Source organism: Micromonospora citrea, assembly GCF_049629545.1.
GTDB classification, from domain to species: domain Bacteria; phylum Actinomycetota; class Actinomycetes; order Mycobacteriales; family Micromonosporaceae; genus Micromonospora; species Micromonospora citrea_A.
In genome coordinates this window covers 132,603-147,720 of record NZ_JBNADX010000009.1, presented here as the reverse complement: position 1 = coordinate 147,720, position 15,118 = coordinate 132,603, and the positions used below count along the sequence as shown (strand labels likewise).

The 15,118-nt window shown below is 73.1% G+C and carries 14 protein-coding genes and 1 tRNA gene; 6 read left to right on the top strand and 9 right to left on the bottom strand.

The window, feature by feature from the left end:
- Positions 1-106 precede the first annotated feature (106 nt).
- The 5 genes from ACPFP2_RS12765 to ACPFP2_RS12745 form a co-directional block, all read right to left on the bottom strand.
- Positions 107-3,688 carry an adenylate/guanylate cyclase domain-containing protein gene (locus tag ACPFP2_RS12765; protein WP_424089206.1) on the bottom strand — a complete coding sequence of 1,194 codons (3,582 nt, stop codon included), beginning with the start codon at positions 3,686-3,688 and terminating at the stop codon, positions 107-109.
- Complete coding sequence (locus tag ACPFP2_RS12760; RefSeq protein WP_424089204.1) at positions 3,685-4,491, bottom strand: MBL fold metallo-hydrolase; 807 nt, start codon at positions 4,489-4,491, stop codon at positions 3,685-3,687. Before ACPFP2_RS12760 ends, ACPFP2_RS12765 begins: the two co-directional genes overlap by 4 nt.
- 121 nt (positions 4,492-4,612) lie before the next feature.
- Positions 4,613-5,074 (bottom strand): RidA family protein, encoded by a 462-nt coding sequence (locus tag ACPFP2_RS12755; protein WP_424089202.1) that lies wholly within the window; start codon positions 5,072-5,074, stop codon positions 4,613-4,615.
- A 5-nt stretch (positions 5,075-5,079) separates the two neighbouring features.
- Positions 5,080-5,235 carry a DUF4177 domain-containing protein gene (locus ACPFP2_RS12750; RefSeq protein ID WP_013289021.1) on the bottom strand — a complete coding sequence of 52 codons (156 nt, stop codon included), beginning with the start codon at positions 5,233-5,235 and terminating at the stop codon, positions 5,080-5,082.
- Positions 5,236-5,282: 47 nt separating this feature from the next.
- Positions 5,283-5,765: a hypothetical protein gene (locus tag ACPFP2_RS12745; protein ID WP_424089199.1), complete on the bottom strand. Its 483-nt coding sequence runs from the start codon at positions 5,763-5,765 to the stop codon at positions 5,283-5,285.
- A gap of 325 nt (positions 5,766-6,090) precedes the next feature.
- Between ACPFP2_RS12745 and ACPFP2_RS12740 the strand changes: the two genes are divergently transcribed.
- From ACPFP2_RS12740 to ACPFP2_RS12730, 3 genes are read left to right on the top strand one after another with little or no spacing between them, the layout of a single operon-like run.
- Complete coding sequence (locus tag ACPFP2_RS12740; protein WP_424089197.1) at positions 6,091-6,669, top strand: hypothetical protein; 579 nt, start codon at positions 6,091-6,093, stop codon at positions 6,667-6,669.
- A gap of 26 nt (positions 6,670-6,695) precedes the next feature.
- On the top strand, positions 6,696-7,673 hold the full coding sequence (locus ACPFP2_RS12735) for an ArsA family ATPase (protein ID WP_424089195.1): 978 nt from the start codon (positions 6,696-6,698) through the stop codon (positions 7,671-7,673).
- Positions 7,674-7,727: 54 nt separating this feature from the next.
- Positions 7,728-8,876 carry an ArsA family ATPase gene (locus ACPFP2_RS12730; protein ID WP_424089192.1) on the top strand — a complete coding sequence of 383 codons (1,149 nt, stop codon included), beginning with the start codon at positions 7,728-7,730 and terminating at the stop codon, positions 8,874-8,876.
- Between the two features lie 7 nt (positions 8,877-8,883).
- Here the strand turns inward: ACPFP2_RS12730 and ACPFP2_RS12725 are convergent, their stop codons facing one another.
- Positions 8,884-9,201, bottom strand: a complete 318-nt coding sequence (locus ACPFP2_RS12725) for a WhiB family transcriptional regulator (RefSeq protein ID WP_424089190.1) — start codon at positions 9,199-9,201, stop codon at positions 8,884-8,886.
- A gap of 404 nt (positions 9,202-9,605) precedes the next feature.
- Between ACPFP2_RS12725 and ACPFP2_RS12720 the strand changes: the two genes are divergently transcribed.
- On the top strand, positions 9,606-12,059 hold the full coding sequence (locus ACPFP2_RS12720) for a penicillin-binding protein (RefSeq protein ID WP_424089188.1): 2,454 nt from the start codon (positions 9,606-9,608) through the stop codon (positions 12,057-12,059).
- A gap of 69 nt (positions 12,060-12,128) precedes the next feature.
- On the opposite strand, the gene ACPFP2_RS12715 is transcribed toward ACPFP2_RS12720, so the two are convergent.
- Positions 12,129-12,584, bottom strand: a complete 456-nt coding sequence (locus tag ACPFP2_RS12715) for a GatB/YqeY domain-containing protein (protein ID WP_424089186.1) — start codon at positions 12,582-12,584, stop codon at positions 12,129-12,131.
- Between the two features lie 25 nt (positions 12,585-12,609).
- Here ACPFP2_RS12715 and ACPFP2_RS12710 point away from each other — a divergent pair, with 25 nt between their 5' ends.
- Both ACPFP2_RS12710 and ACPFP2_RS12705 read left to right on the top strand, forming a co-directional pair.
- Complete coding sequence (locus tag ACPFP2_RS12710; protein WP_424089184.1) at positions 12,610-13,503, top strand: metallophosphoesterase; 894 nt, start codon at positions 12,610-12,612, stop codon at positions 13,501-13,503.
- A gap of 118 nt (positions 13,504-13,621) precedes the next feature.
- Positions 13,622-13,698, top strand: a tRNA-Pro gene (locus tag ACPFP2_RS12705).
- 56 nt (positions 13,699-13,754) lie between these two features.
- Here ACPFP2_RS12705 and ACPFP2_RS12700 read toward each other — a convergent pair.
- Entirely contained in the window at positions 13,755-14,846 is a 1,092-nt protein-coding gene (locus ACPFP2_RS12700) for a tyrosine-type recombinase/integrase (protein WP_424089183.1), read from the bottom strand.
- The gene (locus ACPFP2_RS12695; protein ID WP_424089181.1) at positions 14,846-15,112 is read right to left on the bottom strand and encodes a helix-turn-helix domain-containing protein; all 267 of its coding nucleotides are present in this window, start codon (positions 15,110-15,112) and stop codon (positions 14,846-14,848) included. The genes ACPFP2_RS12700 and ACPFP2_RS12695 overlap by 1 nt, the downstream gene beginning before the upstream one ends.
- Between the last annotated feature and the right edge of the window lie 6 nt (positions 15,113-15,118).

Genomic DNA, 15,118 nt, shown 5'->3' with positions numbered 1-15,118 from the left:
TTGACCAAGAGGTTTGCGTCCGGTGGAGCGCGGATCCCGACCAGAACTTCTTGATCAACAAGCGAACCGGGTTCGGCCGGGCGCGGGGGTGCAGGGGCGCGGCAGGTCAGCCGGCGGCGAGGCGGACGCGCAGGGCGTCGGCGGCGAACCGCTCGCTGCGCTGCTCGGTCGCGTACGCCAGCCGGACCGCCTCCTCGGCGCTGGCCAGCGCCTCCACCGGCCGGCCACAGGCGGCCAGCGCCTCGGCCAGCACGCTCGCCCCGATCACCTGGCTGCGGACGTCCTCGGCGGGGGCGGCCACCGCCCGCCGCGCCCAGTCCAGCGCCTGCTCCCGCTGGCCGTGGGCGAGCAGCGCGGAAGCGTACCGGGCCATCGTCTGGCGGCGGGAGAAGAGCAACGTCGGGGTGCTCGCGGCGGTCGTCGCCACCGGGGCGAGCAGCCCCACCGCGGTGGCCGAGTCCCCGGCGGCGAGCCGGGCGGTGGCCAGCAGCACCCGGGGCGCGGCCTGGGCCGGCGCCTGCGGGTTGTGCGGCTCGACGGCGGTCAGCACCGCCCGGGCGTCCCGCTCGGCGGTCTCGCAGTCGCCCATGTCCAGCGCCACGAAGCCGCGCAGCGTGCCGGCCATCCCGGTCAGCAGCGGGTGCGAGGTGCGCCCGGCGTACGCCAGGGCGTCGGTGAGCAGGTCGGCGGCGTGTTCCGGCTCGCCCAGCCCGCGTGCCACCACCCCCCGGACCACCAGCGCGAACCCGCGCCCCCAGTCGTCGGAGACCTCGGCGAAGTCCCGGTACGCGCGACGGGCCTCGCGGTCGGCCTCGGCGACCTCGCCCAGCTCCGCCCCGGCGAACGCCTCGACCGCGCGCAGTGTGCCGACCGCCCACGCCTCACCGACCCGTTCCCCGAAGGGCAGGAAGACCCGCGCCAGGCGGCGGGCCTCCCGCAGCCGGCCGGCGAGCAGCCGGGCGAACGCGGTGGTGCCGCGCAGCCAGGCCCGCCCGTACGGATCCTTCAGCTGGGCGAAGAGCCGGGCGGCCCGGCCGAGCACCGCGTCGGTGCCGGCGAAGTCGCCCCGGGTGGTGGTGACCCAGGCCAGGTTCTGCAACGACCACGCCTGCCCGCGCGGGTCCTGCGCGGCGAGGCTGACCTGGTACGACGCGGCGAGCCGGCTGCTGGCCTGACCGAGCCGGCCGGCGATGAAGTCGGCCATGCCGAGCCGGCGCATCGCCGAGGCGCGCAGGGCGGGCAGGCCGCCGGCGGTGGCCACCTGCAACGCCTCCTGCCAGCTGGACACCGCCCGGCTCTGGTCACCGAGGGTCTGGTGGGCCTGCCCGGCGAGCAGCAGCGCGCCGGTGCGCACGGCCGCCTCGTCACCGGCGTTGGCCGCGATCTTCTCGGCGGACGCGAGCGCGTCGGCCACCCGGCCGACCTGGAGCAACGCCCGGGCGTGCACCACCCGGTCGGCGGTGGGCACCCCGTCGCGGGCCAGTTCGGCGGCGCGTTCGGCGTACTCGACCGCGAGGGCCGGCTCCCCGGCGTGCAGCGACCGGCGGGCGGACCGGCCCAGCGCGGCCACGCCCAGCGGGGTGACGGTCCGGGCCGGCGCGTCCGGGCGCAGCTTGACCGCGTCGGCGAGCGCGGCGGCCCGTTCCACGTGCTCGGCGACGAAGTCGTCCCGGGCCGGGTCGGTGAAGCCGCCGGGTGTGGACCCGGTGCCGCCGGGGGCGGCCCAGCGGGCCAGGGCGGCGTGCCGCTCGGCCAGTTCGGCCTTGCTGACCCCCGCGTACGCGGCCTCCCGCATCAGCGGGGTGGCGAAGGCGTAGCCGCTGCGGGTGCGGTGCAGCATCCGCCGTTGCAGCAGCTCCTCGACGGCCCGCTCCAACTCGACGGCGGCCACCGCGGCGGGTCGGCCGTCCCGCCCGGCGCGTTGCTCGCGCAGCGCCTCCAGCGCTCCCTCGGGGACGGTGTCGCCGACCACGGCGGCGTCGCGCAGCACCGAGCGGGCGTCCGGCGGCAGCGCGTCGATCCGGGCCGCGAGCACGGCGGCCAGGTCCCGGGAGAGCAGCCGGCTGCCCAGCGAGCCGGGGGCGAGCCGCCAGCCGCCGGGACCGCTGCGACGCTCGGCGACCGCGGTCAGCGCGCCGCGCTCCATCAGCAGGGTGACCAGTTCGGCGAGGTAGAACGGGTTGCCCTGGGCGGTGGCGAGGAGCCGGTCCGCGTCGACCTGCGGCAGCTTCCCGCCGCCGAGGTAGCTGGTGAGCAGCCGGGCCGCGTCGGCGCCACGCAGCGCGGGCAGCACGTGCACCTCGGCGTCGGCGACCCGGGTCAGCGCCCCGGCGGTACGCACCAGCTCCGGGCGGCCCAGCAGCAGCACCAGCACCGGGCCGCTGAGCCGGGAGAGGGTCAGCCCGAGCGCGCTGATCGTCTCGGCCGTCGCGTCGTGCAGGTCGTCCACCACCATCACCAGCGGCGCCTCGCTGGCCAGGGCGCTGAGCAGGCCGGCGACGGCGTTCGGCACCGCCTCGGCGTCGGCGGGCGCGGTGGTGCCGCTCCACTCCCCGTTGTCGGTGGCGGTGCCGTGCGCGCCGGGCAGCTCCGCGTACCCGAGCAGGGCGAGCAGTTGGTCGGTGGCGAGCGGGCTGCCGCCACGCTGGCCGAGCCGTTGGCCGAGCCGGCGCAGCCGTTCCTCCACGGCCGGGCGGGTCAGCGCGGTGGACGTGTCGTTGGGCAGGCCGACCGCGGCCCGGACCAGGTCGGCGAGGGGGGCGAGCCGGCGCCGTTCGCCGAAGGCGGCGCAGCGTACGGAGAGCACCCGGGCGCCGGTGTGCGCGGCGTACCGGCCGGCGCCCACGTCGTACCCGGCGGCGAGGCGTTCCACCTCGGCGGCGAAGCGGGACTTGCCGATCCCCGCCTCCGCGGTCATCAGCAGCACCCGGGGTTCGCTGCGGTCGATCACCTCGGCGAGCCGGCCGGCGACCCGACCGATCTCGGTTTCCCGGCCCACGAAGGGCGCCTCGTCACCGAGGCCGGAGCGGGTGCCCGGGGCGTCCAGGAGGCCGAGCAGCTCGTACGCCTCGACCGGTTCCCGCTTGCCCTTGAGCCGCAGCGGTCGCAGCGCCCGCCAGGAGGCCACGTGCCGGGTGGCGGCGGAGGTGCGGCCACCGGCGTAGACCGCGCCGACGGCGGCGGCATCGGCGAGCCGGGCGGCGGTGTTCACCGTGTCGCCGATGACCGTGTACTCGATGGCGGCCTGGATGCCGGCGATGACGTCGCCGGTGTTGAGCCCGACCCGCAGGCCCAGCGGCGCGCCGCCGCCCCGCTCGTCGTCGAGCACCCGGCGGACGGCCCGCTGCATGGAGAGCGCGGCGCGCACGGCCCGCTCCGCGTCGTCCTCGTGCGCGACGGGCGCGCCGAAGACCGCCATGATGCCGTCACCGGTGAGCTTGTCGACGTGCCCGCCGAACGTCTTGACCGCGCCCGCGAGGGCGGCGAGCACCCGGTCGGTGACCGCGCCGACCCGCTCCGGGTCGAGGTCCTCGGACCAGGAGGTGAAGTCGGAGAGGTCGCCGAAGAGCACGGTGACCACCCGCCGCTCGGCGGTCGGCAGGGTGGCGGCAGCCGGCAGCGCGGCTCCGCAGTTGTGACAGAACCGCGCCCCGGGGACGGCGAGTGTGCCGCAGACCGGGCAGGTCACGGCTGTGCCGTCCCGCCCACCCCGAGGTATTCGAGCTGCGCGCGGACCGACCATTCGGCGGCCCACCACAGCGAGCGGTCGACGTCGGCGTACACGGTGGCGACGACCTCGGGCGCGGTGGTGGCGCCGGCGGCCACCGCGGCGCGGACCTGGTCGAGCCGGGCGCGGCGGTGGGCCAGGTAGAACTCGGCGGCCGCGCCGCAGTCGGCCAGCGCCGGGCCGTGCCCGGGCAGCGCCGGGATCCCCCGGTACGCCGACAGCAGCTCCAGGCTGGCGAGGTAGTCGCCGAGGTGCCCGTCGGGGTGGGCGACGACGGTGGTGCCCCGGCCGAGGATGGTGTCGCCGGTGAGGACCACCCGCTCGTCGCCGCGCTGGGCGAGGAAGCAGACGGAGTCGGCGGTGTGCCCGGGGGTGGGCACGAGCCGGATGGTGAAGCCTTCGGCCTCCAGCGGGGCGCCCGGGGTCAGCGGCGTGCCGCCGATGGTGTGTGCGGGGTCGGCGGCCCGGACGGCGGCCCGGTCGAGCCGGTCGGCCAGCGGCGCGGAGCCCTCGGTGTGGTCCGGGTGGCCGTGGGTGATGAGCACCGACCCGACGGGCGCGTGCGCGGCGATCCGGTCGAGGTGGTCGTCGTGCGCCGGGCCGGGGTCGATCACCACGGCCCGCGCTCCGGGGGCGGCCCGCAGCACCCAGGTGTTGGTGCCGTCGAGGGTCATCGGCCCGGGGTTGGGGGCGCGCAGCAGCGTCACCCAGTCCGGCAGCGCGTCGGCGAGCGCCGCCGCCGGCGCGGTCAGATGCCCGGTCATGGCTGCGATCGTACGACCCTGCCCGCCACTCCCCGCGATCTTGCGGATTCGGCCTCAGGTTTGTGGACCTTCACGGCTTTCGTCCCGGCCGGAAGTGCAAGATCGCGGGGGTGGGGGAGGGTCAGGCGACCTCGACGATCACGTCGACCTCGACCGGGGCGTCGAGCGGCAGCTCGGCGACGCCGACCGCGGCGCGGGCGTGTCGGCCGGCCTCGCCGAAGACCGCGCCGAAGAGGTCGGAGGCGCCGTTGATCACGCCGGGCTGACCGGTGAACCCGGGCGCGCTCGCCACGAACCCGGTCAGCTTGACGATCTTGACGACGTTCTCCAGGCCGACCAGCGCGTCGACCGCCGCCAGGGCGTTCAACGCGCACCGCTCGGCGAGATCCTTGGCCTGCTCGGCGGAGATCCCGGCGCCGACCTTGCCGGTGGCGAGCAGCTTGCCCTCGGCCATCGGCAGCTGACCGGAGACGTACACGTGCTGGCCGGACTGCACCGCCGGGACGTAGCTGGCCACCGGCGGCGCGACCTCGGGCAGGGTCAGGCCGAGTTCCGCGAGCTTCGCGTGCGGTCCGTTGCTCATGCAGCTCAGCCCTTCGGACGCTTCAGGTAGGCGACGAGCTGCTCCGGGTTCGGGCCGGGCACCACGGAGACGAGCTCCCAGCCGTCCTCGCCCCAGTTGTCGAGGATCTGCTTGGTCGCGTGGACCAGCAGCGGGACCGTGGCGTATTCCCACTTCTGCATCGGTGGAGGGCTCCCTTGCCTGGCGTGGACGTGTTACCGGACACAGCCTACGGTCCGGACGACGGCCGGGGCGCGGGACGCTGCTCCGGCGCGACCGGCGACTCGCCGCAGGGGCCCTCGTGGTCGTACGGCTGGGGGCAGCGGGACCGGTCCGGCAGCAGCAGATCGCAGAAGACCCGGTGCCGGTTGTTCTGGTCGTCGGCGGTGGAGACGGTCGTCTCTCCCGCGTCCAGCTCGGCTAGGAAACCGAGCGAGGTCGCCACCGTGCCGGCCAGCGCGGTCGCCGCGGCGAGGTCGGCGACCCGGATCGGCAGGTGGATGACGTAGCCGGGCTCCTCCTCGTCCCGGCCGCGGTCGCCGGAGTGGTTCAGGATGCGCAGCACCTCGTTGGGTTCGACGGACCGCCGGTACGACCGCTCGTTGATCGGCAGCCCGCCGTTCGACCCGTCCGCGTCGCCCCGGGCGCCGACCCGTCCGGCCCCGCCACCGGGCGGGAACTGGGCTCGAGCGATGTTGTCCGCGTCGCGCATGCACTGCCTCCGGGCCTCGTACGTGATCTGACCGCCGTCCGGACCGGACCCGCTGTCCGACCCGCTCCCCCGCGACGGCACGAAAGTAGGACCGATCACCGGAGGGTCACAACGGGACGCGCACACCTGATCACGTCGAGTCACATATGCGACACATCGCCGGTCCGGAACGTGACCGCGTGGAAGCGCGTCTCGTGAGCGGTTGGTCACAAATCATCCATCGACCGCTACCCTTCGCCTCGGACGGGCGATCAGGGGTCGCCCGCGTGCCCGAACCCGCGTCCGCGCCAGGGGCGGCGAGGACGCCCATCCCCCGGGGGACCACATGACCCAACCGCCGACCGACGGTGCGACCGGATCGCCCAGCTCCCCGCCTCCCGGCCCGGTCTCCCCGGGCACGTCGTCGCCCGGGGGCGTCACCCCGTCACCGGCGTACCCGGCCTACCGGTCCCCGACGGGAGGGCGCAGGCCCAGCATGCTCGTCGCCACGCTCACCCTCGTCGCGGCGATCCTGCTGTGCGGCGGCGGTGGCACGGCCGCCTACCTGGCGCTGCGGGACACCGAGGAGGGTACGGGCGCGAAGGAGCCGGCCGCGGCGGTGGACGACTTCCTCAGCGCCGTCTACCGGGAGCGGGACGCGAGGAAGGCGACCGACCTCGTCTGTGCGGCGTCGCGGGACCCGGAGAAGATCGCCGCCAAGGTCGCCGAGGTGGACCGGTACGCCGCCGAGTACGCCAGCCCGCGCTTCCGGTGGGCCACCCCGACGGTGGACAGCCAGAACGGCGACCGCGCCACGGTCAGCGCGAAGGTCACCATGACCACCGCCGACGAGAAGATCGCCGAGCAGGCGTTGCGCTTCACCGTCGTACGGAAGGCGGGTTGGCGGGTCTGCGAGGTCGCCTGACGCCGACGGGTGGATAGGCTCGACGGGTGCGAGCTGCTGACCCCCCGGCCGAACCGGCCGGCACCGGATGGCCCTCCCGCCTGCACGTGGTCACCGGCAAGGGCGGCACGGGCAAGACGAGCGTGGCGGCGGCCCTGGCGCTGGCCCTGGCCACCGGCGGGCGACGCACCCTGCTCGTCGAGGTGGAGGGGCGGCAGGGCATCGCGCAGCTCTTCGGCACCGAACCGCTGCCGTACGAGGAACGCCACCTGACCGACGCCCCCGGCGGCGGCGAGGTGCGCGCCCTGGCGGTGGACGCCGAGGAGGCGCTGCTGGAGTACCTCGACATGTTCTACAAGCTCGGGGCGGCCGGGCGGGCGCTGCGCAAGCTCGGCGCGATCGACTTCGCCACCACCATCGCCCCCGGGCTGCGCGACGTGCTGCTCACCGGCAAGGTGAAGGAGGCGACCACCCGCACCAGCGGCCAGCGCCGCACGTACGACGCGGTGGTGCTGGACGCGCCACCGACCGGGCGGATCGGCCGCTTCCTCAACGTCACCGCGGAGACGGCCCGGCTGGCGAAGGTGGGCCCGATCAAGACCCAGAGCGAGGGCGTCTCCGCCCTGCTGCGCTCCCCGATGACCGCGGTGCACGTGGTGACCCTGCTGGAGGAGATGCCGGTCCAGGAGACGGTCGACGCGATCGCCGAGCTGACCCAGCTCGGATTTCCGGTGGGACGGGTGATCGTCAACGGCGCCCGGCCGCCGGTGCCGGCGGGGCGTGAGGTGACCCAGGCGGAGCTGAGGCGGGGGCTGCTCGCCGCCGGGCTGCCCGCCGACCGGGCGACCGTCGCCGGGCTGGCCGGGGAGGCGCGCGACCAGCAGGTCCGCCGGGAGCTGGAGGACTCGCTCCGGGCCGACCTGGTGGAGCTGGGCCTGCCCATGACCGAGCTGCCGCTGCTGCCCGACGGGGTGGACCGGGCCGGGCTGGCGAGGCTGGCCGAGCTGCTCGGTCGGGCCGATTGACTCACACCTGACGTCGGCTCGGGCGCACGGACGGCAGCGGCCCGATACGCTCGATTGGTGCCTTCCGAAGACGCGGCGCCACGGCTGGACGTCGACCAGATCCTCGCCGACCCCGGTGTGCGGATCGTCGTGTGCTGTGGGGCCGGCGGGGTGGGCAAGACCACCACGGCGGCGGCGCTCGCGCTGCGGGCGGCCGAGCGGCACGGCCGGCGGACGGTGGTGCTCACCATCGACCCGGCCCGCCGGCTGGCCCAGTCGCTCGGCCTGACCGAGCTGGACAACACCCCGCGCCAGGTCAAGGGGATCGAGGTCGAGGCCAGCGGCGGTGAGCTGCACGCCATGATGCTGGACATGAAGCGCACCTTCGACGACGTGGTGCTCCAGCACACCGATCCGGCGAAGGCGGCGGAGATCTTCGCGAACCCGTTCTACCAGGCCATGAGTTCGACCTTCGCCGGCACGCAGGAGTACATGGCGATGGAGAAGCTCGGCCAGCTGCACGCCCGCGGCGAGTGGGACCTGATCGTGGTGGACACCCCGCCGTCGCGCTCCGCGCTGGACTTCCTGGACGCCCCGGCCCGGCTCTCCCGGTTCCTCGACGGTCGGATGCTGCGGCTGCTGCTCGCGCCGGCACGCACCGGCGGGCGGAGCATGTTCAGCTTCGTGACCGCCAGTTTCGGGATGTTCTCGAAGGTGGTGCAGAAGGTGCTCGGCGCCCAACTGCTGACCGACCTGTCCGGCTTCGTCGCCGCGCTGGACTCGATGTTCGGCGGCTTCCGTCAGCGCGCGGAGCAGACGTACCGGATCCTGCAGGCCCGCGAGACGGCGTTCCTGCTGGTCGCGGCACCGGAGTCGGACGCGGTCCGGGAGGCGGCGTACTTCGCCGGGCGGCTGCGCGAGGAGCGGATGCCGCTGGCCGGGCTGGTGCTCAACCGGGTGCACCGCCCGGCGGTGCGGCTGGACGCGGCCGAGAGCCTGGCCGCGGCGGACCGGCTGGCGGAGCTGGGCGGGCACGCCGCCACCGTCGACGTGCTGCGGGCACACGCCGCGCTGGCCCGGCAGGCGGCACGCGAGCAGCAGGTGGCGGCCCGGTTCACCGAGGCGTTCCCGACGGTGCCGGCGGTGTCGGTGACGGCGCAGCCCGCCGACGTGCACGACGTCGACGGGCTGCGGACGATCGGCGCGGCGATCAGCCGGCCGTGACCGGGCGTCAGCCGGCGGTTACCAGGACCTTGTCCTTGCCGGTCTTGTCCTTGGCGTTCTTCTTCATCGCGGCCTCGAACATCTTGCGCCAGCTCGTCACCTGCGGGTGACGGCGCAGCAACGCCCGGCGTTCGCGTTCGGTCATGCCACCCCACACCCCGAACTCGATCCGGTTGTCGAGCGCGTCGGCCAGGCACTCGTACCGAACTGGGCAGCTCCGGCAGATCCTCTTCGCCACGTTCTGTTCGGCGCCCTGTACGAACAACGCGTCCGGGTCCCCGTTCTGACATGCCGCCAGTGACGGCCAGTCAGTGATCATGCCCATCTGTACACGTCCCCCCTTGCAGTACCTACCGACCTCGTGCGACCAGCCGTCGATTCCCCCCGGTCGTCCGGCCCGTTCCTTCCCCAAGGAGGCACGGACGACGTGTGGCCATGTCGCCGCCACCATCATGCTCTGTAGTCGCCTGATTACGCAACGTTGTCGGCGAAATCCATCATTCCGGACACTCCCGGCTTCCCGGGCCTTCGCTCGCCGCATACCCGGCCCGAGTAGGTGAAAACGCTGCGCCGCTCCACCGATCGGGTGGAGACTCGGCGGCGGTCACACGCAACCACGCACCGGGGGTCGTGCGTTTAGCACAACGAGGGTCGCGCGCGCAGGAAATGGGGAAAGAACGCCCCAGCGACCCTCGTTCCCTGCTCGCGTACCCTGTCGAGGTGACCTGGATGCGGAAACGTGACCACAATGTCTTCACCAATGCCGCATCGCTGCTGATCTGTGGCCTGCTGGCCGGCGTGGTGGTCGCGGCGGCGGCCTTCCCCGCGGTGGCGATGTCCGGACTGGCCGCGAAGGCCGGCGCGGAGACCTTCGGCGCGCTGCCGAAGGAGCTGACCGTGGCCCGCGCGCCACAGATCAGCTACCTGCTCGCCTCGGACGGCAAGACACCGCTGGCGACCATGTACGACGAGAACCGTCGCGACGTGAAGCTGGAAGACATCGCCCCCGTCATGCGGGACGCCATCATCGCCGCCGAGGACCACGACTTCTACAAGCACAACGGGGTCGACCTCAACGGCGTCGCCCGCGCCTTCGTCAACAACCAGTCCGGCACCAACTCGCAGCAGGGCGCCTCCACCCTGACCATGCAGTACGTCCGGCTGGCCATCGCCTACTCGGCGACCCACCCCGCCGACGTGGTCGCCGCGACCGAGGACACCAGCGCCCGCAAGCTGCGCGAGATGCGGTACGCCATCCAGATCGACAAGGAGTTCCCCAAGGACGAGATCCTGCGGCGCTACCTGAACATCGCCTCCTTCGGCAACGGCGCCTACGGCATCTACGCGGCCAGCCAGGTCTACTTCGGCAAGCCGCCGAGCAAGCTGAAGCTGGAGGAGGCGGCGCTGCTGGCCGGCATGGTCAAGGCGCCGACCACCAACGACCCGACCACCCGCAGCGGGTACCCGCTCGCGCTCGACCGGCGCAACTACGTCATCGAGAACATGGTCAAGATCGGCAAGATCAGCCGGCAGGAGGCGGACGCCGCCAAGGCCACCAAGCTCGTGGTGAAGGACAAGCGCACGCCCAACGGCTGCGTCTCCACCAACGAGAAGGGCTGGGGCTTCTTCTGCGACTACTTCTACCGCTGGTGGCTGCAGCAGGAGACCTTCGGCTCGACCTCGTACGACCGGGAGCGGCGGCTGAAGAGCGGCGGCTACACCGTCGTCACCACCCTCGACGCGCAGGCGCAGCGCGGCGCGGACAAGGCGGTCCGCAAGGCGAAGAAGGAGAGCGCCAAGGAGGCCGCCATGGTGGCCGTGGTGGAGCCGGGCACCGGCCGGGTCCGGGCGCTCGCGGTGAACCGTCAGTTCAGGCTCGACGACCCGAGGAACCCGAAGAACAAGATCTCCAGCGACCCGGCCAAGGCCAAGAAGAAGATCCGGGGCAACTACCCGGCCACGGTGAACCCGCTGCTCACCGGCGGCCAGGGCATCACCGGCTACCAGGCCGGCTCGACCTTCAAGATCTTCACGATCGTGGCCGCCCTGGAGAAGGGCATCCCGCTCAGCTACACCATCAACGCGCAGCAGACGTTCAAGTCGGAATACATCATCGACAGCAGCTCGCCGGCCGCCTGCCCGGGCACGCACTTCTACTGCCCGAAGAACGCCGGCGGCAAGGCCGGTGGCGTGCAGACCATGTGGAGCGCCTTCGCCCAGTCGACCAACACCTACTTCGTCCCGCTCCAGCAGCAGGTCGGGGCGGAGAACGTCGTCGACGTGGCGCGGCGGCTCGGCATCCAGTTCCGGGCCAGCAACGACGCCAAGTTCGCCAGCACCAAGGACTACGCCCACCAGTGGGGCGCGTTCACCCTGGGCGTCTCGCAGACCACCCCGCTGGAGCTGGCGAACGCGTACGCCACCCTCGCCGCCGACGGCAAGTACTGCGAGCCGATCCCGGTGCAGGAGATCCGGGACCCGGAGGGCAACAAGCTCGACATCGCCAACCCGCGCTGCGAGAAGCGGCTGAGCACCGAGGTGGCCCGGGCCGCCGTGGACGCCGCCCGCTGCCCGGTCGGCGACGACTCCTCCACCAGCAAGTGTGGCGGCAGCCGTACCGCCCGTCAGGTGAAGCAGGTCGTCAAGGCGCCGGTGGCCGGCAAGTCCGGCACCACCGACTCCGAGAAGACCGCCGCCCTCGTCGCGATGACCAAGCAGTACGCGGTGGCCGGCATCATGGCCGACCCGGACTGGCCGCAGACCAACGTCAAGATGAAGCACAACCAGCCCGACGGCATCAACCCGCCGGTCATCGAGACGCTGCGCGACGCCATGAAGGGCAAGGAGCGGATCAACTTCGAGCCGCCCGGCAAGAAGATCTCCGAGGGTGACCAGCGCTCCATCCCGAGCGTCACCTGCCAGGACGTGAACACCGCGAAGAGCCGGATCAAGGGCGCCGGTTTCGAGGCCGTCGTCTCCGACGTCAAGGTCCCGTCGAGCTGCCCGGCCGGCACCGCCGCCGGCACCAGCCCCGACGGTCGGACGATCAAGGGTGGCGTGGTCACCATCCAGATCAGCGCCGGTGGCGGCTCACCCGCCACGCCGGGCGGCCCCACCGCCGGCCCCGGCGGCACCACGCCGACGAGCCCCACCCGACCGGGCCGGCCCCCGGGCCGCGGCTGACACACCCGGCACAAGCAGGACGGGCGGGCACCCCTGAGGGTGCCCGCCCGTTTCGCGTACCCGGGAAGGTCAGAGACCGAGCTGCCGGCGTACCTCGGCGGCGACCCGGCCCCCCTCGGCCCGGCCGGCCACCGCGGCCTGGGCCGCCTTCATCGCCAGGCCCATCTGCGCCTTGCCGGTGAAGCCGCCCGTGGCGAGCGCCCCCGAGACCAGCTCGGCCAGCTCGGAGTCGGAGAGCTGCTTCGGCAGGTAGCGCTCCAGCACGTCACCCTCGGCGGTCTCCTTCGCGGCCTGCTCGGCGCGGCCGGCGTCGGAGAAGGCGGTCGCGGCCTCACGCCGCTTCTTCGCCTCCTTGGTCAGCACCGCGAGCACCTCGTCGTCGGTGAGCTCGCGCTTGGCCTTGCCGGCGACCTCGGCGGTGCCGACGGCGGCGAGCGCCATCCGCAGCGTGGAGGTGGTCAGCTCGTCGCGCGCCTTGAGGGCGGCGCGCATGTCGGCGGTGAGGCGGTCCTTCAGCGTGCTCATGGTCGGTCAAACTACCCTGAACGCCATGCGAAAGCGCACACTATTCCGGCTCGCCGCCGGGACCATCGCCGCCGGAGCGGCCACCCTGGCGTACGCGTCGCTCATCGAGCGCAACATGTTCACCCTGCGCCGGTACGACGTGCCGGTGCTCCCGACCGACGCGGAGCCGCTGCGCGTGCTGCACCTGTCGGACCTGCACATGATGCCCGACCAGCAGCGCAAGCAGCAGTGGGTGGCGTCGCTCGCCGCCCTCGACCCGGACCTGGTCGTGGTGACCGGGGACAACATGGCCCACCCCGCCGCCGTCCCGGGCGTGCTGCGGGCGCTGCAACCGCTGCTCGACCTACCCGGTGCCTTCGTCTTCGGCTCCAACGACTACACCGGCCCCGTCCTGAAGAACCCGTTCAGCTACTTCCTGCCCGACCGCGAGTACGCCGAGGGCGTCGAGCTGCCCTACGAGGAACTGCGCGACGTCTTCGTCGGAGCCGGCTGGGTGGACCTCAACAACGCCCGTACCACGCTCAAGGCCGGTGGCCGGCTGGTCGAGCTGGTCGGGGTCGACGACCCGCACATCGAGCGGGACGACTACCCCTCCGTCGCCGGGCCCGTCTCCGCCGCCGCCGACCTCTCCATCGCCATCGCCCACTCCCCCGAACCGGCCGTGCTCGACCAGATGGCCGCCGACGGCTTCGGTCTGCTGCTGGCCGGGCACACCCACGGCGGCCAGGTCTGCGTGCCCGGCTACGGCGCCCTGGTGACGAACTGCGGGCTGCCCCGGTCGATGGCCAAGGGCCTGCACCGCTGGCCCGGCTCCGACTCCTGGCTGCACGTCTCCGCCGGCCTGGGCACCCACCCCACCGCCCCGGTGCGGTTCGCCTGCCCGCCGGAGGCGAGCGTGCTCACCCTCATCCCCCGCTGACCTGCGCGCGCCGCGTCCGCCCGGCCGGTACCCCCTTGGACGCCGGGCCGGCGCGGCGTCCAAGGGGGTACCGAGTTTGACCATCGGAGCGGGTGGGCTACTATTTCTCAGCACGCCTCGGGGTGTGGCGCAGCTTGGTAGCGCGCTTCGTTCGGGACGAAGAGGTCGTCGGTTCGAATCCGGCCACCCCGACCAGAGGTAAGCAAAGGTCAAGGCCCCTCCACGGAGGGGCCTTGATTCGTTTCCGCCGATCACTGCTCCGGCAGAGGCAGCGAGAAGGCAGCGAACGACGCGAGCACCCTGCGATCCCGGTCCCGGGTCGAATGCGTGTAGCGGTCCAAGGTCGTGGATGTCTGCTCGTGTCCCATCACCTTGGCTACGTCGTTGATCGGTACGCCGTCGGAGACGAGCCATGTGGCGTACGAATGCCGTAGGTCGTGGAACCGGAGCGCAAGGGGCAGGCCGGCGCGTTGCAGCGAGGGCTTCCAGACGCGCGCCCGGAAGGTGCCCCGCTTGAGCGGTTCGCCGGTCCGGGCGACGAAGATCAGACCGTCAGTGCCCGTTTCGAAGGTCTGCCGGTGGTCGGTCAGCGCCTGGACGACGAACGGGGGCAGCGGCACGGTTCGCCGGCCGGCTCGTGACTTCGGGTACGGCTTGAGCGTGACGTGCCCGGACACCTCCTCGGCGACCCGCACCACGCGGAGGACGCTCGCGGCCAGGTCGACGGCATCCCAGCGCAGCCCGGCGCACTCTCCCCAGCGCAGGCCGGTGCCGGCCGCGACGGCGACCAGGGCGCGATACCGGTCCGGGACGACAGGGAGAAGCCGGTCGAACAGGTCCGACCGGGAGATGACCAGCTCGTCAGTATCCATGCGGCGCCGAGGTGGGAGGCGGACGCCCTCGCAGGGGTTGAAGCCGATGAGCCGGTCCCGGACCGCCGACCGGAGGACCCCGGAGGTGAGCCGGTAGCACTCGCGGACGGTGGCCGGTGACAACCGTTCCCCCAGCCTGGTCACCCATTCCTGCACGGCCGAGTGCTCGATCTTCGCCAGCGGCACCGCACCCCACCTCGGTACGACGTGGTTGCGCATGATGGAGGCATCGCGGGCAGCGGTCGCCTTCTCGTCGTTGCGGTTACTCAGCCAGCGTTGCGCGTAGTCAGCGAAGCGGAGCCGGCCGGCGTCGGGAGCGACGTACGTCCCGCGGTTCAGCGCCGACTCCACCTCCGCCAGAAAGGCGTTGGCCTCCTTCTTCGTGCGGAACGTCTTCGACCGCTGCTGACCAGCCGGATCACGCCAGCACGCCCGGTGGCGACCAGCTGGAGTCTTCCGAACGAAGCCCATCAGGCCCACCCCTCCGGAGCGCGGTTGTCCTGCTCGGTGGCCTCGTTGAGCCAGTCGTGGAATCGCTTCTTGGGGATGACCCAGCGTCCGCCGAGCTTGCGGGCGGGTATCTCGCCCTCGCGGACCAGGGCGTAGGTGCTGCCCAGGGAGAGGGAGAGCAGGCGGGCGACCTCGCGGACGGAGTAGACGGCCCGGCTGTCGCCGTTGCGCATGATCCGGCCGGGCAGGTCCGGGCGGGTGGTGGTGGGGATGGTGGCGCGTTCCATGGTTCC

What these genes read in the sequence shown, in the direction of transcription:
- ACPFP2_RS12760 (WP_424089204.1), bottom strand. Translation starts at nt 4,491, where the DNA reads ATGACCGGGCATCTGACCGCGCCGGCGGCGGCGCTCGCCGACGCGCTG.
- ACPFP2_RS12750 (WP_013289021.1), bottom strand. Translation starts at nt 5,235, where the DNA reads ATGCAGAAGTGGGAATACGCCACGGTCCCGCTGCTGGTCCACGCGACC.
- ACPFP2_RS12715 (WP_424089186.1), bottom strand. Translation starts at nt 12,584, where the DNA reads ATGAGCACGCTGAAGGACCGCCTCACCGCCGACATGCGCGCCGCCCTC.
- ACPFP2_RS12745 (WP_424089199.1), bottom strand. Translation starts at nt 5,765, where the DNA reads ATGCGCGACGCGGACAACATCGCTCGAGCCCAGTTCCCGCCCGGTGGC.
- ACPFP2_RS12720 (WP_424089188.1), top strand. Translation starts at nt 9,606, where the DNA reads ATGCGGAAACGTGACCACAATGTCTTCACCAATGCCGCATCGCTGCTG.
- ACPFP2_RS12700 (WP_424089183.1), bottom strand. Translation starts at nt 14,846, where the DNA reads ATGGGCTTCGTTCGGAAGACTCCAGCTGGTCGCCACCGGGCGTGCTGG.
- ACPFP2_RS12725 (WP_424089190.1), bottom strand. Translation starts at nt 9,201, where the DNA reads ATGGGCATGATCACTGACTGGCCGTCACTGGCGGCATGTCAGAACGGG.
- ACPFP2_RS12710 (WP_424089184.1), top strand. Translation starts at nt 12,610, where the DNA reads ATGCGAAAGCGCACACTATTCCGGCTCGCCGCCGGGACCATCGCCGCC.
- ACPFP2_RS12695 (WP_424089181.1), bottom strand. Translation starts at nt 15,112, where the DNA reads ATGGAACGCGCCACCATCCCCACCACCACCCGCCCGGACCTGCCCGGC.
- ACPFP2_RS12740 (WP_424089197.1), top strand. Translation starts at nt 6,091, where the DNA reads ATGACCCAACCGCCGACCGACGGTGCGACCGGATCGCCCAGCTCCCCG.
- ACPFP2_RS12755 (WP_424089202.1), bottom strand. Translation starts at nt 5,074, where the DNA reads ATGAGCAACGGACCGCACGCGAAGCTCGCGGAACTCGGCCTGACCCTG.